This window comes from Vagococcus salmoninarum, from assembly GCF_003987495.1.
Taxonomy (GTDB): Bacteria; Bacillota; Bacilli; order Lactobacillales; family Vagococcaceae; genus Vagococcus_D; species Vagococcus_D salmoninarum.
Window position 1 is genome coordinate 1 of record NZ_NGJU01000013.1, and the last position, 25,723, is coordinate 25,723.

The 25,723-nt window shown below is 37.3% G+C and carries 27 protein-coding genes; 6 read left to right on the plus strand and 21 right to left on the minus strand.

Annotated elements, in window-relative coordinates; translation table 11 throughout:
- Positions 1-117 precede the first annotated feature (117 nt).
- From pepF to CBF35_RS09075, 4 genes are all read right to left on the minus strand, one after another.
- Positions 118-1,941, minus strand: a complete 1,824-nt coding sequence (gene pepF, locus CBF35_RS09060) for an oligoendopeptidase F (protein WP_126780322.1) — start codon at positions 1,939-1,941, stop codon at positions 118-120.
- Between the two features lie 54 nt (positions 1,942-1,995).
- On the minus strand, positions 1,996-3,156 hold the full coding sequence (locus CBF35_RS09065; RefSeq protein WP_170174762.1) for a competence protein CoiA: 1,161 nt from the start codon (positions 3,154-3,156) through the stop codon (positions 1,996-1,998).
- A gap of 88 nt (positions 3,157-3,244) precedes the next feature.
- The gene (locus tag CBF35_RS09070; RefSeq protein ID WP_126780326.1) at positions 3,245-4,510 is read right to left on the minus strand and encodes an NCS2 family permease; all 1,266 of its coding nucleotides are present in this window, start codon (positions 4,508-4,510) and stop codon (positions 3,245-3,247) included.
- Between the two features lie 174 nt (positions 4,511-4,684).
- Positions 4,685-5,704, minus strand: coding sequence for a YeiH family protein (locus CBF35_RS09075; RefSeq protein ID WP_126780328.1), 1,020 nt, complete (start codon positions 5,702-5,704; stop codon positions 4,685-4,687).
- A 125-nt stretch (positions 5,705-5,829) separates the two neighbouring features.
- On the opposite strand from CBF35_RS09075, the gene CBF35_RS09080 reads away from it, so the two are divergent.
- Positions 5,830-6,717: a LysR family transcriptional regulator gene (locus CBF35_RS09080; RefSeq protein ID WP_126780330.1), complete on the plus strand. Its 888-nt coding sequence runs from the start codon at positions 5,830-5,832 to the stop codon at positions 6,715-6,717.
- Between the two features lie 146 nt (positions 6,718-6,863).
- On the plus strand, positions 6,864-7,556 hold the full coding sequence (locus CBF35_RS09085) for a beta/alpha barrel domain-containing protein (RefSeq protein WP_126780332.1): 693 nt from the start codon (positions 6,864-6,866) through the stop codon (positions 7,554-7,556).
- A 77-nt stretch (positions 7,557-7,633) separates the two neighbouring features.
- On the opposite strand, the gene CBF35_RS09090 is transcribed toward CBF35_RS09085, so the two are convergent.
- The 10 genes from CBF35_RS09090 to groES form a co-directional block, all read right to left on the minus strand.
- The gene (locus CBF35_RS09090; protein WP_244922584.1) at positions 7,634-8,323 is read right to left on the minus strand and encodes a DNA/RNA non-specific endonuclease; all 690 of its coding nucleotides are present in this window, start codon (positions 8,321-8,323) and stop codon (positions 7,634-7,636) included.
- Between the two features lie 561 nt (positions 8,324-8,884).
- Positions 8,885-9,727 (minus strand): helix-turn-helix transcriptional regulator, encoded by an 843-nt coding sequence (locus tag CBF35_RS09095; RefSeq protein ID WP_170174763.1) that lies wholly within the window; start codon positions 9,725-9,727, stop codon positions 8,885-8,887.
- A gap of 301 nt (positions 9,728-10,028) precedes the next feature.
- Positions 10,029-10,427: an AraC family transcriptional regulator gene (locus CBF35_RS09100; protein WP_126780335.1), complete on the minus strand. Its 399-nt coding sequence runs from the start codon at positions 10,425-10,427 to the stop codon at positions 10,029-10,031.
- Positions 10,428-10,494: 67 nt separating this feature from the next.
- On the minus strand, positions 10,495-11,406 hold the full coding sequence (locus CBF35_RS09105) for a helix-turn-helix transcriptional regulator (protein ID WP_126780336.1): 912 nt from the start codon (positions 11,404-11,406) through the stop codon (positions 10,495-10,497).
- A gap of 10 nt (positions 11,407-11,416) precedes the next feature.
- Positions 11,417-11,779, minus strand: coding sequence for an MmcQ/YjbR family DNA-binding protein (locus CBF35_RS09110; protein ID WP_126780338.1), 363 nt, complete (start codon positions 11,777-11,779; stop codon positions 11,417-11,419).
- Entirely contained in the window at positions 11,779-12,168 is a 390-nt protein-coding gene (locus CBF35_RS09115) for a VOC family protein (RefSeq protein WP_126780501.1), read from the minus strand. Before CBF35_RS09115 ends, CBF35_RS09110 begins: the two co-directional genes overlap by 1 nt.
- A gap of 27 nt (positions 12,169-12,195) precedes the next feature.
- Positions 12,196-12,888: a CPBP family intramembrane glutamic endopeptidase gene (locus tag CBF35_RS09120; RefSeq protein ID WP_228026062.1), complete on the minus strand. Its 693-nt coding sequence runs from the start codon at positions 12,886-12,888 to the stop codon at positions 12,196-12,198.
- An 847-nt stretch (positions 12,889-13,735) separates the two neighbouring features.
- A complete protein-coding gene (locus CBF35_RS09130; protein WP_126780344.1) occupies positions 13,736-14,317 on the minus strand; it encodes a hypothetical protein in 582 nt (193 codons plus the stop codon).
- A gap of 183 nt (positions 14,318-14,500) precedes the next feature.
- Positions 14,501-16,132 carry a chaperonin GroEL gene (gene groL, locus CBF35_RS09135; RefSeq protein ID WP_126780346.1) on the minus strand — a complete coding sequence of 544 codons (1,632 nt, stop codon included), beginning with the start codon at positions 16,130-16,132 and terminating at the stop codon, positions 14,501-14,503.
- Between the two features lie 75 nt (positions 16,133-16,207).
- A complete protein-coding gene (gene groES, locus CBF35_RS09140; RefSeq protein WP_126780349.1) occupies positions 16,208-16,492 on the minus strand; it encodes a co-chaperone GroES in 285 nt (94 codons plus the stop codon).
- Positions 16,493-16,694: 202 nt separating this feature from the next.
- Here groES and CBF35_RS09145 point away from each other — a divergent pair, with 202 nt between their 5' ends.
- Entirely contained in the window at positions 16,695-17,321 is a 627-nt protein-coding gene (locus tag CBF35_RS09145; RefSeq protein ID WP_170174764.1) for a CPBP family intramembrane glutamic endopeptidase, read from the plus strand.
- Positions 17,322-17,363: 42 nt separating this feature from the next.
- Here the strand turns inward: CBF35_RS09145 and CBF35_RS09150 are convergent, their stop codons facing one another.
- Positions 17,364-17,681 (minus strand): DUF4387 domain-containing protein, encoded by a 318-nt coding sequence (locus CBF35_RS09150; RefSeq protein ID WP_126780353.1) that lies wholly within the window; start codon positions 17,679-17,681, stop codon positions 17,364-17,366.
- Positions 17,678-19,039, minus strand: a complete 1,362-nt coding sequence (locus CBF35_RS09155; protein ID WP_126780355.1) for an acyclic terpene utilization AtuA family protein — start codon at positions 19,037-19,039, stop codon at positions 17,678-17,680. Before CBF35_RS09155 ends, CBF35_RS09150 begins: the two co-directional genes overlap by 4 nt.
- Positions 19,040-19,201: 162 nt before the next feature.
- On the opposite strand from CBF35_RS09155, the gene CBF35_RS09160 reads away from it, so the two are divergent.
- The 3 genes from CBF35_RS09160 to citG are packed head-to-tail and all read left to right on the plus strand — an operon-like array spanning position 19,202 to position 21,716.
- Positions 19,202-20,110, plus strand: coding sequence for a LysR family transcriptional regulator (locus CBF35_RS09160; protein ID WP_126780357.1), 909 nt, complete (start codon positions 19,202-19,204; stop codon positions 20,108-20,110).
- A gap of 9 nt (positions 20,111-20,119) precedes the next feature.
- Positions 20,120-20,830 carry a GntR family transcriptional regulator gene (locus CBF35_RS09165; protein ID WP_126780359.1) on the plus strand — a complete coding sequence of 237 codons (711 nt, stop codon included), beginning with the start codon at positions 20,120-20,122 and terminating at the stop codon, positions 20,828-20,830.
- The gene (gene citG, locus CBF35_RS09170) at positions 20,811-21,716 is read left to right on the plus strand and encodes a triphosphoribosyl-dephospho-CoA synthase CitG (protein ID WP_126780361.1); all 906 of its coding nucleotides are present in this window, start codon (positions 20,811-20,813) and stop codon (positions 21,714-21,716) included. The genes CBF35_RS09165 and citG overlap by 20 nt, the downstream gene beginning before the upstream one ends.
- Before the next feature lie 134 nt (positions 21,717-21,850).
- Here the strand turns inward: citG and citX are convergent, their stop codons facing one another.
- Genes citX through CBF35_RS09195 form a run of 5 tightly spaced genes read right to left on the minus strand, consistent with a single transcriptional unit; the run spans position 21,851 to position 25,662 of the window.
- A complete protein-coding gene (gene citX, locus CBF35_RS09175; protein WP_126780363.1) occupies positions 21,851-22,381 on the minus strand; it encodes a citrate lyase holo-[acyl-carrier protein] synthase in 531 nt (176 codons plus the stop codon).
- A gap of 24 nt (positions 22,382-22,405) precedes the next feature.
- Positions 22,406-23,536 (minus strand): sodium ion-translocating decarboxylase subunit beta, encoded by a 1,131-nt coding sequence (locus CBF35_RS09180; RefSeq protein ID WP_126780365.1) that lies wholly within the window; start codon positions 23,534-23,536, stop codon positions 22,406-22,408.
- A 30-nt stretch (positions 23,537-23,566) separates the two neighbouring features.
- A complete protein-coding gene (locus CBF35_RS09185; RefSeq protein WP_126780367.1) occupies positions 23,567-23,908 on the minus strand; it encodes an acyl-CoA carboxylase biotin carboxyl carrier protein subunit in 342 nt (113 codons plus the stop codon).
- 45 nt (positions 23,909-23,953) lie between these two features.
- Entirely contained in the window at positions 23,954-24,244 is a 291-nt protein-coding gene (locus tag CBF35_RS09190) for an OadG family protein (protein ID WP_126780369.1), read from the minus strand.
- Positions 24,245-24,255: 11 nt separating this feature from the next.
- The gene (locus CBF35_RS09195) at positions 24,256-25,662 is read right to left on the minus strand and encodes an oxaloacetate decarboxylase subunit alpha (RefSeq protein WP_126780371.1); all 1,407 of its coding nucleotides are present in this window, start codon (positions 25,660-25,662) and stop codon (positions 24,256-24,258) included.
- Between the last annotated feature and the right edge of the window lie 61 nt (positions 25,663-25,723).

The window sequence follows — 25,723 nt, forward strand, 5'->3', positions numbered from 1 at the left end:
TATGAATCTTCCTCCCTGAATTGGTCTTAGCAACTTTATTCTAACTGGAAAGTTCATATGTTTCTATTTTTTTGTGTAAAAATAGGCGTGAATGAATTTCTTCATCCACACCAAAAATTATACAGCCTTTTTAAAGCTAGCTACTAGCGTTTCAAACTCATTTAAACGAGCTTCAAAGACTTTCATCGCTTCTTCAATATACGTTGCTTCTGTCATGTCGACGCCAGCTTTTTTCATAACTTCAATTGGGAAATCACTGTTACCTGCTTTTAAATAAGTTAAGTACTTATCTAAGGCGCCAGTTTCTTCAGTATAAATTTTTTCAGCTAACGTTGATGCTGCTGAGAAACCAGTTGAATATTGGTACACGTAGTGATTGTAGTAGAAATGAGGAATACGGGCCCACTCAACAGCAATTTCACTGTCACGAGCGACTGCTTCACCGTAATATTTAGCATTTAAATCAGCATAGTAAGTATTTAAATACTCAGCTGTTAAAGGAACACCTTTAGCATCTTCCGTATGGATAAAGTGCTCAAATTCAGCAAACTGAGTTTGACGGAAAATCGTGCCTTTAAAGCCGTCTAAGTAACGGTTTAAAACAAAGGCCCGAACTTCTGGATCACTCTCCGTTGCTAGTAAGTACTCCGTTAATAAGTTTTCATTAGTTGTTGAGGCAATTTCTGCTAAGAAAATTGAATAATCCCCATAAACGTACGGTTGATTACTACGAGTAAAGTAACTATGAACACTATGGCCCATTTCATGGACGAGAGTATACAATTGATCTAAGCTATCGTGCCAGTTCATTAAAATATAAGGTGCTGTATCGTAACAACCTGAAGAGTAAGCCCCACTACGCTTCCCTTGGTTTTCAACAACATCGATCCAACGGCTACTAAAGGCTTCTTCAACGACTGCCATATATTCAGCCCCTAGAGGTTGTAAAGCAGTGATTGCTTTTTCACGGGCTTCATCATATGAATAACGAATCGGTGCTTCCCCAAGAATCGGTGTATACATGTCATACATGTGTAACGTCTCTACTCCTAGTAACTCTTTACGTAATGCCACATAACGATGTAACAAAGGTAAGTTTTTATCAACAACATGTAACAATGTGTCATACACAGCTTCTGGAATATGATTATTCGCTAATGACGCTTCCCGAGCTGAGCTGTAATTACGAACTGTTGCTTGATAGTTATGAGTCTTAACGTGATTCGATAAGTTAGTCGCCATTGTGTTTTGGAACTGCTCATAGACACTATACATGCCTTTAAAAGCCTCTTCACGGACTTGTGGGTCAGTGCTTTCTAAGAGTTGACCATAAACACCGTGAGACAATTGAATCGTTTCACCTTTGTCATTTTTAACTGTCGGGAATTTTAAATCCGCATTATTAAAAATTGAGAAAGTTCTGCCAGCTGCGCCGAAAATTTCACCTGCACCAGCTAATAACGCTTCTTCTTTTTCTGATAAAACGTGTGGTCTGTCACTTAAAATATTAGTGACAAAATGACGGTAAATTTCTAAATCAGAATTCTCATCAAAGTAAGCCCAGACTTGCTCATCAGTTAATTGCAGTAATTCTGGTTCAAACCAGGAAATGGCTTCATTAGCTTGTGCCCCTAAACTCCCTGCTTTGGCGTGCATGCCTTGGTACGTCGTATTCGCTGTATCTTGGTCATTTTTTAAATGAGAATAGACATAAAGAACTTCAAACTTCCGAGAAATTTCCCCAATAAAAGTTAAGGCTGCTAAGAAAGCATCGGCTCCAGTGGCTAAAGTCCCTTGGTAACTGCTGGCCTCGACTAGTTCTTGATTAAATGCGGCGAAACTGTCTTCAAAAGCTTGATCATTTGGAAAGATTTTGGTTAAATCCCAAGTGTCTTTTTCAAGTAGTTCCTCACGTTTTGGTAATTGTTTTGCTTCACTCATATTATTATGCCCCTCTCATTTGTTTCTTAATTTTCACATTACCTCTTCATAATATCATAGTTGCTGAAGTTGTTGCTGAAATATGCTGTCTTTTTCTTGGTATTTTCTAAGTTCTGCTTGACGACTATGCCACTGTTTAAATTTTTCTGGTTGCTGCTTAACGTAAATTTTATCTTCCTTGAGAAGTAAATAACCAAGTTGGCTTTGAGTCACTAAATAAGTATCAAAGACTTCTTGTAAAACTTTTTGGGAACTAAGGATTGGATGGGTTATTGACTTTTGCCATTTTTCGAAAAAAAGCGTTTGTAATTGCTGATAACTAAGAACTTTTCCAGAATAATGGCTTAAAGTTAACCAGAGAAAGCCTCGCATTAAGAGTTCCTCTGGGACTAATACTGAGCGATTTTGTGGAATAAACAAACTTGTTGGTAACTCTCGTAAATTTAAGCCTAAGGCGTATAACTCTTTTTGAATTTTTACGACTGAGGACTGAGGGTTTCTTAACTGTGACTCCAGTTCCTCAAAAATCCTTAACTGCCACTGATTAACACTCAGCTTAGCCTTCTTTTTGGGAGTCTTAATAAATTCTATAAAATTTGTCCTACCACGATAACTTTCCACTGATCCTTGGTGTACTTTATTCGACATTAACTGAGCAGTCAAGTGACTTTGACATGTCAAGATTTTTTCAGCGACTTTCAGTTCCCATAAATAAAAACCACGTTCTTGACTAACATTTAAACAGCCCTTTTGAAATTGGCTAAAGGCTTTTTGCAAAAAGAAACGCCGGCCTAAAAACCACAGAACTTGGTAGCCTGCCTCATGATACTTCTTAGTTCGTTCTAGAAATCGTTGATAATTTAACGGGCTACATTGGAATTCAACGGCTACTTCTTTGGCGATTAACAGATCTGGTCGCTGTTTTAAGTCAGGTAAGTACGCTTCCAATTGATAAGACACTTGAGACCTTTGACACCACTGGGCTAATAATGCTTTCCCTAATAAGTGTTCCCTTGTTTCCCCTTCAGAAAATACTTGGCACTTACTTTGTGGCTGATGAGCAAAATGCCCTTGCTTAGTCAAACCATTTTTTAAAATGACTTCCTCTTGGCACGTTGGGCAATAATGTGGTTGCTTGCGATAGCCTTCAATCGCCTGCTGGCTTAAACCTAATAAACTCACTTGTTCTGTTTGTTGATTCACAGCAATTAACATTGAATTCTCCTTTATGACTAAGTACGTCATCGACAGAGCATTCAATAAAAAAAGTTCTGACTCTTAGGTAAGAATCAGAACTTTCTGTTTAAATCCAAATTTTAGCGACTAAGTACAGTAAGAATAGCAGGGAGATTACCCACATCGGTTTAGTAATCATTTTTCCTTGATTAGCGAAGGTTTTAACTAAGGGATATGCCACAAAACCAAAAGCTAAGCCATCAGAAATACTCATTGAAAAAGCCATAATAACAATCATTAAGAAAGCTGGGAACCATTCACTTAAATCACTTAAATCAATGTGTTGCATGTTTGACATCATCAGACAACCAGTAATAATAATGACTGGTGACAAGGCGGAACTAGGAATATATGACAAGAGAGGGATTGCGAAAATCGCAGCAAAGAATAAACCGCCGACTGTCACCGCCGTTAGACCGGTCTTCCCTCCTTGTTGAATGCCCGTTGAACTTTCAGCTGCGGGAATCGTGGGGCTAGTTCCTAGTAAACTAGATAACAACATAATAATGCCGTTAATGCGGAAGGCCTTTTTGTATTCTTGCTCTTTTAAATTTGGTAATAAGCCGTTAAATAAGCCCATTGATTCAAAGATTAAAATCATCGCTAAAGAGAACGTCCCTAAGACAAACTCCGTTGAAAAGACACTACTGAAATCTAATTGACCAACAATACTTGGATAATTTTTAATTTCAGCTAAGGAAAAGAGTGACTCTGTTGGTGGCACAATTTTGAAAAGATTAGCAACAATTGTCGTTAAAATGATACCAATAAAGAAACTCCCTTGGATATTTCGTAACAATAAGAATAAAGTGACAATCAAAGAACCTAAAGTTAATAATAAGATCGGTGATTGGAAAGAATTCAATGTCATAAAGGTGTGATCACCACGGACGATAATGCCGCCGTTTTCTAATCCAACAATGACTAAGAAGATCCCGATTCCCGCTGTTATCCCATGTTTCAAACTATCGGGAACAGCTTCAATTAAGATCGTCGCTAAAGGGGTGTAGGCAACGATTAAATAAATTAAGCTAGCACAAAAACTGGCAGCTAAGGCGGCTTGCCACGTTAATTTTAAGGAATACACTAACGTATAAGTGAAAAAAGAATTAACCCCCATTCCCGTAGTAATAACAATCGGAACTTTGCCAATTAAGCCAATCGCTAAACAGCCGATGACTGAAATTAAGATTGTCCCAAATACACTTAACTCCGGCGGAATCCCAGCTTCTGCTAAGATCATTGAATTGACAATAATCACGTAAGAAATCGCAAAGAATGATGTTAAGCCCGCTAAGATTTCTTGTTTGACATCAACATTTTTTTTAATCATTTTTTCTGCTCCTTTATGTTTACATACAAAAAAAGTATAGAGTTGTGGCTTGTTGCCCACCCACCTATACATAAAGATTTTGTTTATTTAATTGTTATTAAAAGCACTCACGTCTATTAATGTAACATCTAATTTTTAATAATGCAAGCGTTAACTTAGCTTTTTAGGTATTTTCTACTTTATTAATAAAAAGATTAAAACAATTGCGATTACGATTTGGCTGACACCAATTGCCCCACCGTATGCCATGGCTTTTGGTCCTTCTTTAATTAAGTCTTTAAACTTCACTCGCATGCCAATTCCGGCTAAAGCGATAATCTCTAATTGGTTACTAATACTCTTAGCTGTTATTCCAACTATTTCTGGTAACTCAACAAAAGATAAAGTGATACAACCAGCAAAGAAGACTAAGATAAACCAAGGGACACCGACTTTTTTACTGTCTTTTTGATTTCCTGTTTTTTTAAAGAAGCTTTCACCATCTTTCGTATTAATTTTGGCAAAGCTCATGGCAACTACAACTAATAAAATTATCCGAATAATTTTGAATATAGTGGCGTACTGAGTGACATCCTCACTGACAAGTTTGGCAGAAGCTATGACTTGCCCCACAGATTGTAACACCCCACCAATCATAGCACTCGTTGCTAAAGTTTCTTGATGATACAAGAAGCCTGTTAACAACGGCAGCAAGACCATTAAAACAGTCCCTGTTAAATTGACAATGGTGATTGAGATCCCTTTATCAGTTTCATCAGCTTCAATAATCGGGCTAACAGTCCCCACTGCTGAAGAACCACAGACAGCATTTCCCGCTGACATTAATAAGGAGAACTTCCGGGAAAAGCCAAAGAGTTGGCCTAATTTAAGAGCAATTAAAATCGTGAAAAGCATTTGTAAAACAATAAATAAAATGCCTTTAACACCAACTCCAAGCACATCTTTCAGATTTAACGTTAAACCCGTTAAGGCGATTGAGATTTCTAATAACCGACTTTCAGAAAATTTGACACCTGTAGCTAGACTTTGACGATTTAAAAAAGTATTACCGGCAACCATTCCTAATAAAATGGCAAATAATGAGGCACCTACTTGAGGGAAAAAACGACCAATTCCTTGGGCGACAATCGCGATACTAACACAAGCAATGAATCCTAAACTAATTGTTTGAACATATTGACTGACTTTTTTCATTTCCAAATCACTTCCTATTTTTCGACTGATTTCTTCTTGAATTAAGCATACCACCAGACTTGGATAAAATAAAATTATATATTATAATATATGTATAAATCTAACTAATAAAGGAATGAAGGAAGATGCTTGATTATCGTTATGAAACCTTTTTCACTCTCTGTCAAGAAGGCAGTTACACCTTAACAGCTGAAAAACTATTTATTACTCAACCAGCTGTCAGTCAACATATCAAATGGTTAGAAAGGACTTATCAAACGAAACTTGTCACTTACGAGCATCGAAATATTTCTCTAACTAATAAAGGACAGTCTCTCTTTGATGCGATTGTTAAGCTGAAGGCCCAAATTTTAAAAATCGAAAGTGACTTATTACAGCCGGAAAGCGCCCCTGAAAAATTAAATTTTGCAGCAACTTTATCGATTGGGGATGACTTGTTACCTAAAATTTTAGTCCAACTGGCACAAGCTCGTCCTGAGCTACAAATCGCTTGTTCCGTTGAAAACACAAAAATGATTTTAGAGAAGCTTCGTCTTGGAACATTGGACTTCGCCCTAGTTGAAGGGAACTTTCCGAAAGGGGAATTTGCTTCCCAACCTTTAGCCGCCCAACCTTTTATCGCAGTCACTCATATCGACCACCCCTTACGAAGTGATCAAACGTATCAACTAGCTGAGCTTCTAAAAATCCCTTTGATCACCCGTGAAGAAGGCTCCGGCTCCCGAGAACTATTAGAGCATCTCTTAGGTGAACAAAATTATTCTTTAGCTGATTTTCAACAAGTTCTGGAAATTGGCAATTTGAAAACGACTAAAGCTTTATTAGCTGAAAATATTGGTCTTGCATTTATTTACCAAGGTGTGGTTCAAGAAGAACTCCGTAACTGTCAAGTCAAAGAAATCCCCATCTATAATATGGCTACTTCCCATAGTTTTTATTTTATTTATTTGAAAGACAGTTTATTTGAAGAAGACTTACTAGCTCACTTTGAATTATTTCGGTCTTTCCTTTAATAGCAAAGTAATCAATTATTTTTTCCACAAAAAAAATGTTAATAATTCCCGATTTTACGGCAGCTTTACCTCTTAAAGGTTTATTCTGTCTTTTTAGTTAGTCTGTCGTTATAATAAAGTAACTAAGTTCTTGAGGAGGATTTTTTATGAGAGAGAAAGAAGTTTTCGTTCCTGAGATAATGACAGATTTACGCCGTGATATTATTAAAGTCCCACCAGTCATTCGAAAATGCACTGGGATTAGAATTTTCGGGCGGCGGATAAAATCGATTGTTTACTCGACTGATATTGCCATCATTCGCAATATTGATGCTGATGCTGTGATTGCTGTTTACCCCTTTACCCCTCATCCAACCATTACTAAAAGTATTACGGAGGCTGCAGATATTCCCGTCTTTTCAGGGGTTGGTGGTGGTCTAACCCAAGGAAAACGCTCCGTTCAAATGAGCATTTTTGCTGAATCTCAAGGGGCGATTGGCGTCGTTGTTAATGCGCCGACACCCAAAGAAACGATTGAAGCAATTGCCGAAGTCGTTGATATCCCCGTTGTCGGCACGATTACTTCCTTATTTACCGATGTCGCTGAACGAATCACAGCTGGCATCACCATTTTAAACGTCAGTGGTGGCAAAGATACGGCGGCGATTGTCCGAAAAATCCGTGAAGACTATCCTGAAATCCCGATTATTGCCACTGGTGGCCCAACTGAGGAAGCCATTCTCGAGACTATCGAAGCTGGTGCTAATGCCATTACTTATACACCCCCTTCCAATGGCGAACTTTTTAGTAAAAAAATGGATGTTTATCGGCAGCAAGAAAAAGCTGATTCAGAAGAGTAAAAAAAAAGTATTCTCATTTTAATTAATGAGGATACTTTTTACTACTCATACTAAGGAATGATGACTTGTCTTGCCCTTTACTGATTAATTAAGTACGTTGAAAACAACTCTCCTTCAATCCCAAAATTAACGTCAAAGCCTTGAGGTCGGAGCTCTCTTTCAGAGTAATCAATTTCAACTAAAATGGCGACCTCTTTGCCAATTTTTAAGGCCCGTGCCCACTGATTTTCCAGCCGTTTATACGTACTTAAATTAACTTTAGCACTTTGAGAAACTAAGTTATCTAGTTCCTGTGAGCCACCAAAACGATGCGCAGCCATATGACCAGCATGGTCACCAGGCAATTTTCCCGGTGTCTGCGGATTGTGAGGTAAGCGACTTGGACGTTGCGTAAATGCCAGTTCTTCTGTCGTAAATTCTTTTAAGCGACCACATTCATCAGTTTTATAAAAGTAATTAAATTCACCTGTTAAATACCAAACACCTGGTTGTAATTTACCATCTACTAATTGAGAGCCATCAGTAATTAGTTCCCCTTTTTTTAACTTTTGATTTTTTTGTGGCGCTAGTGCTTTTTCCCCAGCAATCAGCCCTTGATATAACTGGTAAGTCAGTTCATCTTGATTAATACTTAAACTGTCTAAAAGATTATTGTCACTATTTGAATTAACTGCTAACACTTGGCTGATGTTAATAACGAAACTTAATAATAACATCAAACTAACAAGAGCACTCTTTAAGACATATGGTTGTTTTTTATGTTTCATCCTCTCCCGCCTTTCTAACTACAAGGTAACTAGAATAAGTTGAGATGAGGAGAGCCTTTGAAAAAGCAAATCAGGCTTTTTTAGAACTAATTTTAGACCGATAATTAATATGGTTAAATTAAACAAGGGACCGTGACAGTAGTCGACGGTCCCTTGTTTTTGACGAACGTTATTTGATTAACGGGTTCCAAAAATCAAATAGCTTCGCTCTCAACAACTGCTAAACGCTAAAGCTCTAAGCGTTGAAGGCACGATAATTTCAATAAATCCGTACAATCAAAAGAACTGATTGTTCCTTCAACTCTTACGATTTTAATCGTTAGAGGTTGATGTGATCGAAGTCGAATTTATTTCCAATAGCCGTGCCTCTTATGACTTTAGTCATTAGAGACAGGGACAACGAAGTACTTGTATTTAAACGACTTTTGTCACACCGCCTTGTCCTTAAGTAAAAAAAATTGGTTTCTTTTAAAATAACTATTTTTAAGATAAAAAAACATGATTGTCTTTCTCGATTCCAAACTAAAAAGGCGTGACTTCAGTCACACCTCTAGTTGTTAATTAAACGGCTTGTGTTGCTAGAGCACTCAATGTTTCGGCGATTTGAGCGACTTCAATCGCTTCATCCATCCGACCTAAATCTTGATAAACAATGCCTTTCAGCATATATAAATCATCTAAACAATAAAATGTTTTAAGTTTTTGAGACCATAGAATCCCTTGCTCAATGAACTCAATCGCTTCGTCGTAACTTTTTAAATCAATTAAAGCTGTGGCGATATTATAAAATATTTTTGTCGTATCAATTTTTACACGGTTAGACATATCCGCGTAAAATTGACTAATACTCCGTCTCATAAATGATAAACCTAAGTCATATTTCCCTTGATCGTAGTAAACTTTGCCGATTTTGCTTAATAAGACAACTTCCATATCGGTAGTATTGGCTTTATTACGATTATAAGTATAATTTAGTCCTTCTTGTAAGGCGGCTAAACCTTTTTCAGATTTATGATTATGATCAATTAAGCTGGCGCCTCGATAATAAGCATATTCTTGTAATTCAACTTTAGAATGACTAATCACAATCTGATCTTCTTCAATTTGCGTCAAGGTATCTGCTAGTTCCGCGAATTGTTTACTTTGTTTGTATTGTTTAAGTAGGTCTAACCAATTATTTTCTGGTTTCATTTTAGATTCTTCTAAAGTTAACACGTAATTAACAGAAACATTCAGGCGTTCACAAATTTTTTGCATAACTAACACGTTAGGGACAACATCATTATTTTCAATTCGGCTAAGCATGCCTTGAGAACAAATATCTTCAGCTAATTCACCTTGAGATAAAAAGCGATCATTTCTAAGTTCTTTAATTACATTTCCATAAGTTAGTGAGTTATACATTGTCATTCTCCTTTTCGTTGTGCGCTTTGTTTGTTTCTTAATTCTTACTTAGTATAACTTCAAAATTCTCTTTTAATATGTCAATTTTTCAGTAAAAAAAAGGTTTTTTTGACACAAAAAAGACATTTTTTACAAGCCTTATTCTTTTAAAAGGCATGTTAAAAAACATTTTATTCTAAAACTTCATAATAACAACATATTAAAATAGTAATATTCGTTAATTAAAGGTAGGTTATTAATAGTAAATTATGAAAATATTCATAAAAAAAACAGCAAAAAATTTTTTTTTTGCTGTTACTGTCTATTTAATCTCAATAAAAATCGAAATATTTCCTTGATTATCATATATTTCATAGTCTGTACCGTAAGCTCTCACTAATAAACCAGCTTCTTCTAGGGCCCAAATTTCTTGCCATTTAACAAATACCCCTTGTTCTAGCTCTGGATCAACTAAAAATTCACGGTAATTTTTGTTAGGATTAATTTCCTTAGTGCCTTTAGCCTGATTGCCAGACCAAGCAATTGATAAATCATAGTCGCCTCGATAATCAGATTGATAATTATCGTACAAAGCATAAATCACTTCCGGTTTTTCTGACAATTTGTTCAAAGCTGTTTGCCAGAGTGTCATAATTTTTTCAGCTACTAAGGCCTCAGTAAAATTATTAGTCCGAATTTTTTCAATAATTGTTAGTTCCATCTTTAACACCTCCTAAGTGATAAAGCTAGTTTAACGTAAAAAAGTTGACAACAGTCTGTCAACTTTTTTAATAAATTTTCAGCATTTTCTGAATTTCTTGCTGATGTTTAGTAATTAACGATTCTGGTGAGATGACTTTGACTTTGTTACCAAACATTAATAGTAAGGGTAAGATGTTTTGCTGAGGCTCTTCAGCAAAGTTGACAATGATTTCCCCTGTTAAACCTAAACTGATTTTATCAGGAGAGAAAAAATCATACAGTTTTCCTAATTCCGAAGGTAAAAATTCTAAACAAATATTCCTTAGTGTTTTTTCAACATCTTCAAGTTCTGGCTTTACTGCCGAGACTTCCCTAATGCGTGGAATGATTGCTAGTTCTTGGATTCGGGTGAGTTTAAATAATCTAATAGACTGTCTTAACCCACAATACGCCTCTAAATACCAACTACCGTCTTTTAAGATTAATTCTTCAGGAATAACTTCTCGTTTTGTTAGTTCCCCTTTGCCATCAACATAACTTAATTTTAAGGCTTGCTGATCAATAATACTTTGATTTATTTGGTTCACTTTAATTTTTGTCTGATTTTCCACATCTGGGGGATGAATCGTTCCCTCATCTACAGAAATAAACTCTTTTACTGGTGGATTTTCTAAAGTTAATAGTTGAATTTTTTCAACTAAACTTAACCCAATTTCATCAGCTAGCATTAAGCCTGACTCAATATTAAGCACTTTTAAAAGTCGCCCTTTCTCAGCAGTCGTAAAAGTAACGGATTTTAGTTTATAACTACTCATTAAAGAGAAACCGCCTCTTGCTCCTTGTGTCACAACAATTGGAATTCCTGCTTCCTCTAAGGCAGCAATGTCACGGTAGATGGTTCGTTTCGAGACGCTAAAGCGTTCCGCTAACTCTTGGCCGGTGGCTTGCTCATTTGCTAATAAATAGATTAGTAATTGTAATAAACGAGCAGTCTTCATAAGCGTCCTCCTATATTAATTCATCCCGAACTTTTTTCGGTAACTTAGCCAAGACTAATTGATAAGATTCTTTTAATAAGCCAGTCAATTCTGTTAAAGATAGATTGCTCTCTGTTAATAAAATTGAATTCCAATGAGTTTTATTCGTGTAATAGCCTGGTACAATAAAGGAATATTGTTCTCGCAACTGTTCATTGACTTCCGGTAGACCTTTAACGGTCATTATTAATTGGCCCTCTTTATTCTTGCCTAACAAACAAAAGAACTTGCCCCCAAGATTAAAGTATTCTGACCCCCACTCTTCCCGAAAAGTGACTGTTGCTCCTGGTAAGGTTCCACCGTAAGCTTTGATTTCTGAAATAAGTTCTTCCATTAGCGTGTCTCCTCTGGCAAATTAGCAAAGAGACTTAATAAATTGCCATCAACATCTTTAATAATACTGTAGCGTTGCCCCCAAAAAGCATCCCAAGGTGCCTTAAAGACTTCATAACCGGCTGCTTGAATGACGGCTACTTTCTGATCCACCTCAGCTGGAGAGTGACAGAGAAAAGCTAATTCAATCGTATCGCCGTTTTTTTCAGGGATGAAACCATAAATACTAGCAACCATCTCCCGGCTATTTAAAGAAAGACGGACGCCTTCATTAATTAATTCTAAATAATCTGCCCCTCGTTCTTCGCTAACAGTAAAACCTAACGTTTCATAAAATGTCACAGCTTTCGTCATATTTTCAACGACTAAACCAACCATATCTAATTTCATCATTTTCCCCAACTTTCTTTTAAAGGTTTACCCTTGATAAATCATCATTAAAACAAATGCTAATAAATTATTTAAAAAGTGTGCAAAAATCGATGCTTCAATCCGCTCTGTTCGCCAGTATATCCATCCTAAGCCTAAGGCCATCGTAAAGTAAATTAAAAAACTATAAAAATCAGTCGGTGAATGGACTAGCGTAAAGGCCACCGCACAGACAATATAACCTAAGGTATCTTTACCTGCAAATAATACTTTCATGAAAATCCCTCTAAAAAGCACTTCTTCAATAATCGGTGCTAAAATAACGACTGAGATAAACATCGTGATTGGTGAGGAATTACTAAATAACCCTTCCAAGCCAACTTGATTTTCAGTATTAAAGGCTGGCTGTAAGCGAGCGATCACATTTTCTAAAATGCCACTAATGACAATTAAGCCAATACTTGCGCCAATAATAAAGAAGATTTCTTTGATTTTGATAGGTGCTTTGGAAAAGAAATTAATCCCTTTATTTTTAAATAAATAAATCATTAAGGCAAAAATGCTAACTTGTAAAAGATTTAAATACCACGGATAGCTTAGCGTAGTAAATACATTATCTATGAGTTCCATTTGATCGGCTTCCGGGTTATCCCTAATAAATTCAAACATTGGTTTTAACATTTGTGGTAAAAACGCGATAAATTGACTAATGAAAAATAAGAGCCAATACATCAAAAACATTAACACTGCAAACCCTCTTGATCCTGGCTTTTTTTCTAAATCGGCGATGATATTCCCTCCTAAAAACTACTTTAATTACTTTTTAGTATAGCAAAGATTGTGACACTTTATCAATCCGAGAGCTATTTTAATTTATGACTCTTTTTTTTGAAAATTCTGCTCCCAAGATAACTCCCTAAAAATACGCCAATGGTAATCCACCATTTAAACGTTCGATTAGTAACTTTGGCAATTATCAAAGAAAAAATCAACGCACAGGTAATTATTATAAATAATTTTACTAATTCTTTTAGATTATTATCCAAATAAATCCCCCTTATACTTATTTTTTGTAAGTTCAATTAACACTCTAAAAAGCTTTTAACTATTTGGACTTTCCTTTATTTCTGTCTGTTTAAAGACTTGCCAAATAGTCCAAATAAAGGCAAAGAGACTAAAAGGCATGATAAGGAGATCAATCAAAATCTCTAAACTTTGATTTTTTTGATATGATTGCCAATTCAAAGAGCCATTTATAAATAATAGGAGTAACATTATCAGCCAAATAGTGCCAAAAGCTATTAGTAATAAATAGTTAACTGCCGGCTTCCATCTTTGCTTTTTTAGGCTCGTAATCAATTTTAATAGGAAAAACATACTAAAAAGTGGCACACTATAGATGAGTAAGCTAGATAAAATCAGAGTCTGATTAAAGAGAATCAGCCCCAATAACGTAATCCCAAAACTAGCTAAAGGTAATAAGCTGACAAAGAGGGGCTGATTCCGTCGATATAGAGGATTCTTTTGCCACTTATCACTGCTTCTCTTTAAGTTTTATCGACATGACTCCCAGATAATTGTGACTACGCTATCCTCTTCTCGGATTTTTTTTAGCACTTAAATAAAATTTAGCTGATAAGGTTACGAGTAAATAACTCACTACTAGCAGCAAAGCCATTCCACCTAATTTTTTTAGCAACAAACTACCTGTTTGATAAGTTGATCCTGATTCATCGCTATATATTTTTGCCTCTTGATCCAGTATAAGAACTAGGCCCCACATAAACGTGAAGGTCGTTACTAATTGCCAATAGAGCTTCTTAAAAAATCCCCAAGGTTCTTGACTCGCTTCCAGAAAGGGTGCTTTAATAGCCGCTAAAGGCGCGATGTAAACAACTAAGATCAGGCCTGCTGTCAAGATAACATACCAAAAGTAGGCACCTGAAAACAAGTAATATTTTAACACTTGCCATAGGCCAAAACTGCTTAAAAGTGTTAAAGACAAAAGTTCTAGCAGTTGAACTTTAGGTGGTTGTTTCTGGCCAACTCTTTTGGCTAAGCTGCTGCCCCAACTTGTTTTTTCATAACATTTGATTAAAGTAAAAACAAGCAATTGAAAGAGCACATAAGGCATGATGGCAAAGCCTAAGACAAATAATAAAATAAGCATTACTTTTCCTTTCACAGCCCCTGAGTGACTGACTATTTATTAAAAGATATTATAATTGTAACATAAGCTTTTATCATTTATTGTCGGTTTTTCGATAATCAGCCCCCTCCCTTACCCCTTATGACACTAAAAGTTAAGATAATAAAAAAAGAACCTTGAATTAACAAGGTTCTTTAGTGGAAATTACATCATGCCGCCCATGCCCATGCTTGGGTCCATACCAGCTCCACCCATTGGGCTTTCTGGTTGTGGTTTTTCAGCAATGACTGCTTCAGTTGTTAAGATTAATGACGCGACACTAGCTGCATTTTGTAAAGCAGAACGAGTCACTTTCGTCGGATCAACGATACCAGCTTCAATCATATTGACCCATTCCCCAGTTGCTGCGTTAAAGCCAATGCCAATTTCTGCTTGTTTCATTTTATCAACAACGACTGAACCTTCAAGTCCGGCATTGTCAGCGATTTGACGAATCGGTTCTTCTAGGGCACGTAAGACGATGTTGATTCCTGTTTGCTCATCACCCTCTGCTTTTAGTTCTGCTACTTTATGAGCAACATTAACTAAGGCTGTACCTCCACCAGAAACGATACCTTCTTCAACTGCTGCGCGAGTTGCATTTAAGGCGTCTTCGATTCTTAATTTTAATTCTTTTAATTCAGTTTCGGTAGCCGCGCCAACTTTAATGACAGCCACACCACCTGATAATTTCGCTAGACGTTCTTGTAATTTCTCACGATCAAAGTCAGAAGTAGTATCAGCAATTTGCGAGCGAATCAAACCAACACGGGCTTCAATTTGACCTTTGTCGCCAGCTCCTTCAACAATTGTTGTTGAATCTTTATCAACTACAACTGAACGGGCTGTTCCTAAAGCTTCAATAGTAGCATCTTTTAAATCTAACCCTAAGTCTTCCGTAATTAACGTGCCACCTGTTAGGATTGCAATATCTTCTAACATCGCTTTACGACGGTCACCGAAACCTGGTGCTTTAACAGCTGCCACATTAAAGGTACCGCGGATTTTATTTAAAACTAACGTCGGTAATGCTTCACCATCAATATCATCAGCGATGATTAATAATGGTTTGCCTTGTTGTAAAATTTGTTCTAATAAAGGTAAAATGTCTTGAATATTTGAAATCTTTTTATCCGTGATTAAGATATACGGATTTTCTAAGACAGCTTCCATCTTATCGTTGTCAGTTACCATGTATTGAGATAAGTAACCACGATCAAACTGCATGCCCTCAACAACATCAAGCTCCGTCTCAATTCCTTTTGATTCTTCAATCGTAATCACGCCATCGTTACCAACTCGCTCCATAGCTGAAGAGACTAGTTCACCAACTTTGTCATCACCAGAAGAAACTGCTGCGACTTGAGCAATTGCTTCTTTTGAATCAACTTTTTTAGAAATGACGTGTAATTCTTCAACCGCCGCTTTCGTTGCTTGTTCAATCCCACGACGTAAGCCAATTGGGTTTGCACCAGCTGTGACGTTTTTCAAACCTTCACGGACGATTGCTTGAGTTAAGACTGTAGCCGTCGTTGTTCCGTCACCAGCAATGTCATTAGTTTTAGAAGCAACTTCAGAAACTAATTTTGCTCCCATATTTTCAAAGTGGTCTTCTAATTCGATTTCTTTAGCAATAGTCACACCGTCATTAGTAATTAATGGTGAACCGTATGCTCTTTCTAACACAACGTTACGGCCTTTAGGTCCTAATGTAACTTTAACAACATCTGCTAAAGTATCCACACCTTTAACCATTGCTGCTCGTGCATCTACTGAAAATTTAATATCTTTTGCCATTTTTATTTCACCCCATCTAAATAGTTTGTTACGGACTTGCTCTCATTGAGCCACATTCTTAAAATTTACTTTCTTCTAATCAACGATTGCGATGATGTCATGTTCACGAATAATTAAGTATTCTTTAGTTTCATACTTAACTTCTGAGCCAGCATATTTTTCAAATAAGACTTGATCGCCAATTTTAACAGCAACAGGTAAGCGAGTACCGTTGTCTAAAACACGACCTTCGCCAACAGCAACAACAAAACCAGTCTGTGGTTTTTCTTTAGCAGCTGACGTTAATAATAAACTTCCGGCTGTAGCGACTTCTTCTTGTGCGACTTCAATTGCAACACGATCATTTAATGGTTTTAACACGTTAAATCCCTCCACTTATATCTTTTGATTTAGTTAGCTCTTAGCACTCTAAGGACTCAAGTGCTAACTTACTCTTATATAATACTCATTATTTAAGAATTAAGCAAGAAATATGATAACCTTCCTAGATTTTTTTCTTAAATCCTATGATATACTAAATGAATCATTGTTAATTGTTAACCGATTAAAAAGGAGGGAAGATATGTCAACTACGAAAGGAATGGTTTTAACACTCATCACTTACTTTTTGGCGATTGGAAGTCCTGTTTTTTTGACAAATTTCCTTCATTTGACTTCAGGCTCACTTTGGCTTAGTTTTAGTTCTTACTTAATCGGCACATGCTTACTATTAGCCTTCTATCTGTTAACTAAAAATCCACACCCTTCTAAACCCTTAACTAAAAATAATGTTAAAAATATTTTCTTTTACGGGTTACTAGGAGGTCTCTTAAGTATTTTAGCTCAACTCTTAGGCCAGCTAGTTTATAAACTTTTAGTTAATAGTGACGTCTCACCTACTAACTTGTCCTTCCAAGGCTCAAACTGGCTATTAGCTCTCATAACAGTTTTGATCTTAACACCGATTATGGAAGAATTAGTCTTTCGCCAAGCATTAACGACTCTTATCACGGAGTTTTTCCCACCTTGGATCAGTGGGATACTTAGTTCAGCCATTTTTGCTGTGGCTCACGGCAACGACTTTTTCATTGGTTATTTTTTGATGGGTCTGTCTTTCTATTTGATTTACCGGCGAAGTGGCAGTATTTGGTCAGCAATTATTAGTCACATGGTGATGAATTTAATTGTCCTTTTATTCAGCTTAAACTAAAAAACGGTGCCATGACATGTTATTTGTCACTGGCACCTTTTTTTATGACCAAGGAACTTGGATGTCTAAGAGTAAGGCATATTGTTGAGAACCGTGCATGTCGCTTTCACCAATACTTCCTTGTTGCCAAGGTCGTGGCAAAGTAATTTTAAGGCCGCGAGCAGCTTCAAAGCCTTCAAAGGTAATAATATCCTCCTCTGGCGCTTGATAAAGTTCTGCCACAATGCCAGGGGTTAACGCGCCTGACTCTAAAAACTGCTGATAATCTGCTAAACTTTTAAAAATAATATCAAAAGTTATTTCAAAAGGCCCAGAGTTTTTACTACGAATGACTTGAGCAATCTCTTTTAATGGTTTCATGAAAAATCCACCTCCATGATGTTTACTGGAAACTGTTTTACCGGATCCGTAATCGGCATTAAATGGTACACATTAAACTGACAGACTTCCCCTAAAGGGATTTCTAAAGGGGTAAAAGGCATGCCGATATTACCAGAAGTTGCAACACGACCTGGGTAGTGATAATGAAGTAAACTCGTTCTAATCCGATTGACAATTAATTGAGCCATCTCTTGAGTCGGTGAAGCCACTTCAGCAATCACACAAATTTCATGGCCTAATTCGGCAACTTGAGCTTCCATGTTTTTCATAATTGCATTTTTGCCATACGGATGAAAAACAATCTCACTTGCAGCGACTTCTGGTCCTAATTGACTTGTGACATCGGCTAAAACATAAGCTAAGACTGAATCCAGTTGAGCGATTAAAATAGGATCCCGTAAACCCATGACGGTAATTGAACGATAGCCTACGGTTTTTGCTCCTTCAAGTTTAATATGATAGTTTTCATCTGGAATAAAACGACTACCAGAGACTCGAGCCGTGCGGTCAGTTTCCGCTTCAAAGCGACAGGCTTTTAAGTCTAAGACGCCCCCAGGTCCGGGTAAGATCGTTGGGCTACTTTTTTCATACATCGTATGAGCAGCAACTGAATGAGGTAAGGCTTGGGACTTCGGATTAAGAGGCTCAATCACAAAGTGGTTTTTAAATAATCGACCTAAGACGGTTTTCCCTGCTGGTACACAGCAAATTGCTCCACATTCAATAATTTTACCCATGTGCCAAGCTAAGGCCGGCTCAAAACCATAGTGAATTCCTAAGGCCGCTGTTGGCGCTGGATCATAACTCCGGCCACCAATAATCACATCAACCGCTTCATCAGCTAATAAAGCTAAGTATGGTTCAGCTCCCATTTGGGCTGTAATGACTGTCGCTGCTTGAATCTCAGCTTCAGTTAAAGTTGGGACATTTTTCATATTCACAATTTGATTATTAGCTAACGCTTTAGAGACTATCTCTTTAGGAATATCGCTATAAATACTAGCAATTTTCAAGGCTAGACCTTCTTCTTCCGCAATTTCTTTAACTAATTCGACTAATAAATCAACGTGCTCATTCGTTCCATCACCACCGGCAGAGCTGACGATAACTGGAATATTAGCCAATTTCCCTTGAGTAACTAAGATTCGTAACTCTGACTTGTAAGCACTTGGGGGGCAAGTCGTCTCACCTAAGGCTAACTTTTGTGGCCCACTATCTGTCGAACCTGAATCAACAACAATCGCATGGGGCTGTTCAGCCATCCCTCTTTCAAAATCAGCTAAGGGAAAACCATAGCCTAGCATCCCATTCGGGACTAAAATCCGTAATTCATTCATTCTTCATTCCTCCTTATTTTGACTATTAAACTTTACTCATTTACTACTTGACAAGACTTTCATTTCTACTAATTTTATTATATAATGAGGTTGCGTTATCGTCTAATACGATAAACCACACTTACTCAATCGGATTTACCGATCAGGAGAGGAGTTTCAGTTTTGGACTTGAAACCATTTAAATATGTTGTGACCTTAGCCGAAGAAGGTAATTTTTCAAAGGCTGCCAAACGTTTGTTTATGGCCCAATCCTCACTTAGCCAGTACATTGCTAAACTGGAAGATGAACTTGCTGTTGAATTGTTTGATCGCTCTGGACAACCAATCACGTTAACTCCTGCTGGCAAAACTTATATAAAAACCGCCTATGAAATTCTTTATTTAGAATCTCAACTTAAAGCTGACTTACATCAATTGCAAACGGAAGATCACGGACTATTAAAAATTGGCATCACTCGCTACTGGGGTGGTCTCTTATTGCCACGGATCTTGCCTGACTTTCAAAAACGCTTCCCAAATATGAAAATAAAAATTCTTGAAGGAACAACGACAGAAATGCAACAAGCAATTGATAAAAAACAAGTAGATATGGCTTTTTTCACACCATTAACAGCGAATATTAAAATTGATCAACACCATTACGAAAAGATTTTAAGGGAAGAAATCAAAGTCGCTGTGGACCCCCGCTTGTTAAAAAGCAATCGCCGCAACAACCACAGCTTAAGTCCTCAAGATCTGCAACACTTACCTTTTGTGATTTTACATAAAGGCCAAAGAATGCGGCAATTAGTTGACTACCTCTTTGAAGATTTTACGGAAGAACCAATTATTATGATGGAAACCCAAAATATTACAACGGCCTATAAACTAGCCAGCTCAGGAATTGGTGCCACAATCATTCCTGAACGAATTACCGAATTAACGAATGCCTACAGCACAGTTCATCATTATAGCCTTGGGGATAAACGGGCTTTCTGGGAACTTTATGCGATTTATAACCAATCTCAATTGTCTTACAACTATATTCGTTACTTAATCACCTTGGCAAAAAATGCCTTTCAAAACAACTAGGAGGAAATTATGGAAGACTACATTGGAGCAATTATTGCTGAAACTGACATGAGCCAATATTTACCATTAAATGAAATTGTTTATTTTGGTTTACGCCGAGCGATTATTGAAGGGAAAGTTCCAGTCGGAATCCGCATCAACGAAAAAGAATATGCTAGTCGCATGAACATTAGTCGGACGCCCATTCGTGAATCATTAAAACGACTTGAAATTGAAGAACTAGTCGAGTACATCCCTCGCTATGGGGTGATTGTCAAAAAAATGAGTAGCCAAGACGTTGTCGAAATTTATCAAATTCGCGTAGCCTTAGATGTCTTAGCAACGACTAACGCCATGAACTTAATGACAGATGAACAGTTTGACGAAATGGAAGCTTTACTAATCGAAACCGATAAGATGAATGCTGCCAATCGGGTCGAAGATGTCATTCCCTTATTTACTAAATTTAATCACATGATCTATAAAAATGCTAAAATGCCGCGGCTGATTTCGATTTCTAATAATTTACAAGAATATCTGAAACGCTTTAGAGACATGTCTTTAAAAGAAGAAAACCGTTGTAATACTGCCTTAGCTGAGCATTGGAAGATTTTTAAAGCAATGAAAAGCCCTGAAAAAGACATCCAAAAAATTACCGCTATTATTGAAAATCATTTAAAAGATTCCCAAGCCTTTATTATTAGTGAAACGGAGAAAGAGAATGCTAAAAACAACCTCTAAGCTCCCTTCAGACCCGCTCAGGATTCCCCTACTAGCACAAAATAGTTTACTCTATGAATCAGTAGTGACACCTAAACCTGGTTTAGTTGATCCTGCTCACCCCGGGGCTCACAGTGATATGACAATTTTCACCTTTATTGATAGCTCCACTGCCCTTTTGACTGGCTTTACTGACTATTATCAAGCCGGCAGAGCCCACCAAGGCTCCTTAGGGCGACTCTTTACTAAGATTAGACCCATTGGCCTCGAGATTGAAGAACAGATGAACCAAGCTACCCTAGGAGTGAATACCCATAAAGGGGCCATTTTCTCTTTTGGCATTCTCTTAGCTAGTCTTGGCTACTTTCACCAGAATCAGCCAAGTAAGCTTAACCAACCACTGTCTGAAGCTGACAGTCAAACAGTCTTTGAGATTGGCCAAGACATGGTTCAAGACTCTTTAGGAAAAGATTTTATTGGCTTAGAAGATAAAATCCAGCTAACTAATGGTGAAAAATTATACCTTGAACATGGGATTCGTGGCATTCGCGGCGAAGCATTAGAAGGCTACCCTTTAGTTCAAGAATTAGCCTTACCTTACTTACGAAAAATGAAAAATCAAGAACATTCGCTATCATTGAATCAAACTTTATTAACGACCCTTTTCTTATTGATCTCCCAGTCAGAAGATTCAAACTTAATTAATCGTGGTGGCTTAACTGGCTTAGCTTGGGCCCAGAAAGAAGCTCAAAAAATCTTACAGACAAATATAATTAGTCAAGAGGACTACTTTCCTGAATTGATGGCTGTTAATCAACGCTTTGTCGAGAAACATCTTAGTCCTGGCGGCTCTGCTGATCTCTTAGCTTTGACGATTTTTATGGCTAAATTGGAAAATTTAATTTAATGACAAAAAAGAAGGAACAGAGCGTTTGCTGTCCCTTCTTTTTATTATCTGAAATTTATCATTGGACTTAATAATCGGTAAACATTCTATAAAAAAAGCCCTGAAAGAAAATTGGCTTTCAGGGCTTTTAATAATTAAATTCGATTTATCAACTGACTGATTTCCTCTTGTAACTCTGATAAAGTATGTTTACGGCTGCGGCCACACGCTTTAGCTGAGTCATCACACAGTAAACAGCTTCGTTGTGAAAAACCTAACTCTTCTCGGGAGAGAGAGATTAACTCTTTATCGACAACCTTTAAAATATCAATATCAAAGAGCCGACCATAAGAACTGTCTTCCAGTTTTATCATCTCTTGTTTTAAGATCCGACTGTCACCAGCACACGCAATTAAACATTCTGGTCCCGTTTTTTGATAATACTTTCTAAGGGAAGTCATTGAGAGTGTTAAATCTTCTAAAACAGTGACAATTGCCGCCACGCCATCATCAAATAAATCGACTAAGAGCGGGCTTGTTTTAACCGGTCCCGGAATGTTTAACTGGAATGAAATAATTACTGGACTTTCAGTTTCCACTAATGCTTTTTGCCGTGTGACTCGTAACTCACGACTTGCTAAGACATCAGCTAAATCACTGACTAGTCCATCTTTAAAGACATCCATTAGAAACACCTCCTATCTTAACTATTAACCGAAGAATTTCAATAAAATCCCGGCTGCTACAGCTGAACCGATAACACCGGCAACGTTTGGACCCATGGCATGCATTAATAAGAAGTTGCTCGGATTAGCTTTCATACCTTCTTTATTAACTACGCGGGCGGCCATTGGCACGGCTGACACCCCAGCGGCACCGATCATTGGGTTAATTTTACCATTAGTTAATTTGTACATCAATTTGCCCATCAAAACACCAGAGGCAGTTCCGACAGCAAAGGCAATTAAGCCCATAACAATAACTTTCAGGGTTTGAGTCGTTAATAGCGTTTCCGCTTGAGCTTTAGCCCCGACTGAAATTCCTAAGAAAATTGTCACAATGTACATCATTGAATTTTGTAACATGTCAACAATTTTTGGCACTTGATTACTTTCTTTTACTAAGTTACCTAACATCAACATCCCAATTAGTGGCGCTGCTGAAGGTAGTAATAAAACGACTAAGATCGTTGTGACGATTGGGAATAAGATCTTTTCTTTCCGAGAAACTGGACGTAGTTGCTCCATCTTAGTTTCACGTTCTTCTTTCGTTGTTAATAACTTAATAATTGGTGGCTGAATAATTGGTACTAAGGCCATGTAAGAATAAGCAGCTAAGGCAATCGTTGATAACAAGTGAGGAGCTAATTGGCTCGTTAAGAAAATCGCCGTTGGCCCATCTGCTCCACCAATAATCCCAATTGAGGCAGCTTCTTGACCAGTCATTCCCATGGCAATTGCGCCGATGAAAGCCGCAAAAATTCCAATTTGGGCTGCTCCGCCTAATAGTAAGGTTTTCGGATTAGCAATTAGTGGCCCGAAATCCGTTGAGGCTCCGAGACACAAGAAAATCAGTGGTGGATAAATCCCTAAATCAACACCTTGATATAAGTAGTAAAGTAAACCACCGGCGGCTTCTTTAGTCGGATAATCCATTAAACCAGCTAATGGTAAGTTAACTAATAACATCCCAAAAGCAATTGGCAATAGTAAGTAAGGCTCATAGCCTTTTTTGATTGCTAAGTATAAAAAGATTAAAGCAATCCCAATCATTATTAATTGCTTATATGTGATGGCAGCGAACCCAGATTCGACGAACACATCTAGAATTGTATCTATCATTATGAGACTCCTTTAGTTTAATAGTTGGTGTTACAGTGAAATTAATGGTGCATCAGCTTCAACTTGAGCCCCTTCGGTCACATGGATTGCTGAAACAACGCCATCTTCTGGCGCAACAATTTCATTTTCCATTTTCATTGCTTCTAACAGACACAATAATTGGCCACTTTTAACTTCTTCGCCAACAGCGACTTTCATTTTTAATAAAACCCCTGGCATTGGCGCTTTAATCGTAGTACCACTTGAGACAACTGGTGCTGGTGCTGCTACTGCAACTGGCTTCGTCGCCCCTGCTTGATAAGTTGCTTCGTCAATTTCTTTCACTGCTACTTGGTAAACTTTACCATTGACTGTAATTTCGTAATTTTTCATTTTCACGTCTCCTATTATAGTTAATTAACTTTTTGCGCCCAGCTTTTATTTAAGGCGTTTTATATTGGCAATTTCGTACTTTTTATCTTGTTGATTGTCATTTGCTAAAACTAAGGCCATCAACATTGCTACTTCTTCTGTTTCTTGATCTGTTTCAAGGGTTGTCTGTTGCTGAGCCATTACTGGTTGCGCCTTGACAGTCGTCTCGGCTACCTCATCATTCTTAAGGTATTTAAACATTGTCATGATTATTTGTAAGCCAATTAAGACGATAAAGACGGTAATAATACAACCAATCGAAATCATAACGGCTTCTGTTATACTAATTTCAGTCACTACTTAACCTCCTATGAACGAATTCCAAAAATTCTAATGGTTTCGTCTGCTTTTTCTGCTGTTGGCGTTACTGGATTTAATTGTTGTTCTAAAAAGTTACGACCGACTTGTGGGAACATGGCATAAATTAAGACTTCTTCATCATTTTTAGCTAAATCACCAATTTCGGCTTTTAAGCTTTCAAATTCCGCCGGCAAGTGATCTGCAGGTCGATCAGTAATAATCGGTGTGTCACCAATTATTTTAGCAATAATTTCTGCGGAAATCGGTGCCGGTGGTTGGCCATAGGCCCCGCGAACGTAATCTTTAATTTCATTAGGAATCATTTTATAGCGTTCCCCAGTTAAGACGTTAAAGACCGCTTGAGTCCCTACCATTTGTGACATTGGGGTAACTAATGGTGGAAAACCTAAATCTTCCCTAACTTTTGGTACTTCTCTTAAAACTTCTTCGTAACGGTCAGCAGCATTCGCTTGTTTTAATTGGGAATACAAGTTAGATAACATGCCACCTGGTACTTGATAAACGAGGGCTTTTGGATCAACGGTTAGCATTTTAGCATCTAAAATACCTTCTAAGATATATTTATCTTTAATTGGTTTAAAGTAATCAGCAATTTCCGCTAATTTTTCTTGATTTAAGCCTGTTTCGTAACCTAACTCATCTAAGACAATACTCAGTGGTTCGGTTGCTGGTTGGCTTGTTCCACCAGAAAATGGCGAAATCGCAGTGTCAATAATGTCAGCACCGGCTTCAACTACTGCCATGTAAGTTAACTCTGAGACACCACTTGTGGCATGAGTATGAACTTCGATTGGTAAGTCGATTGCTGCTCTTAAAGCACTCACAAGTTCACGACCAACTTTTGGAGTTAAAATGCCAGCCATATCTTTCACACAAATAGAATCTGCTCCTAGATCAACTAGTTTGTTGGCTAAAGTTAAATAGTACTCAATGGTATGAACTGGACTAACGGTATAACAAATCGCTAGTTGGGCATGACCATCGTATTTCTTAATTGCTGTCACACATGCTTCCATATTTCGAGTGTCATTCAAGGCATCAAAGACCCGAATCACATCAATTCCGTTGGCTAAAGCTTCTTTAATAAATTTATCAACTAAATCATCAGCGTAGTGACGGTAACCTAATAAGTTTTGACCTCGTAACAACATTTGTAAAGGTGTCTTTGGTGCAGCTTTTTTGAAAGCACGTAGACGTTCCCAAGGACTTTCATTTAAAAATCTAACGGCAGCATCAAAGGTTGCGCCACCCCAACACTCAATTGCCTGATAGCCTGCTTGGTCCATTTCGCTAATAATTGGTAGCATCTCAGCTGTGCTTAAACGAGTTGCCATTAAGCTTTGATGACCATCTCTAAGGACTGTTTCTGTAAATGAGACTTTTCCTTTGTTCACTTATATCTTCCTTTCTGTATTTCCAATAAACAAGTAAAGTAATTCACCGAAATGAATTACT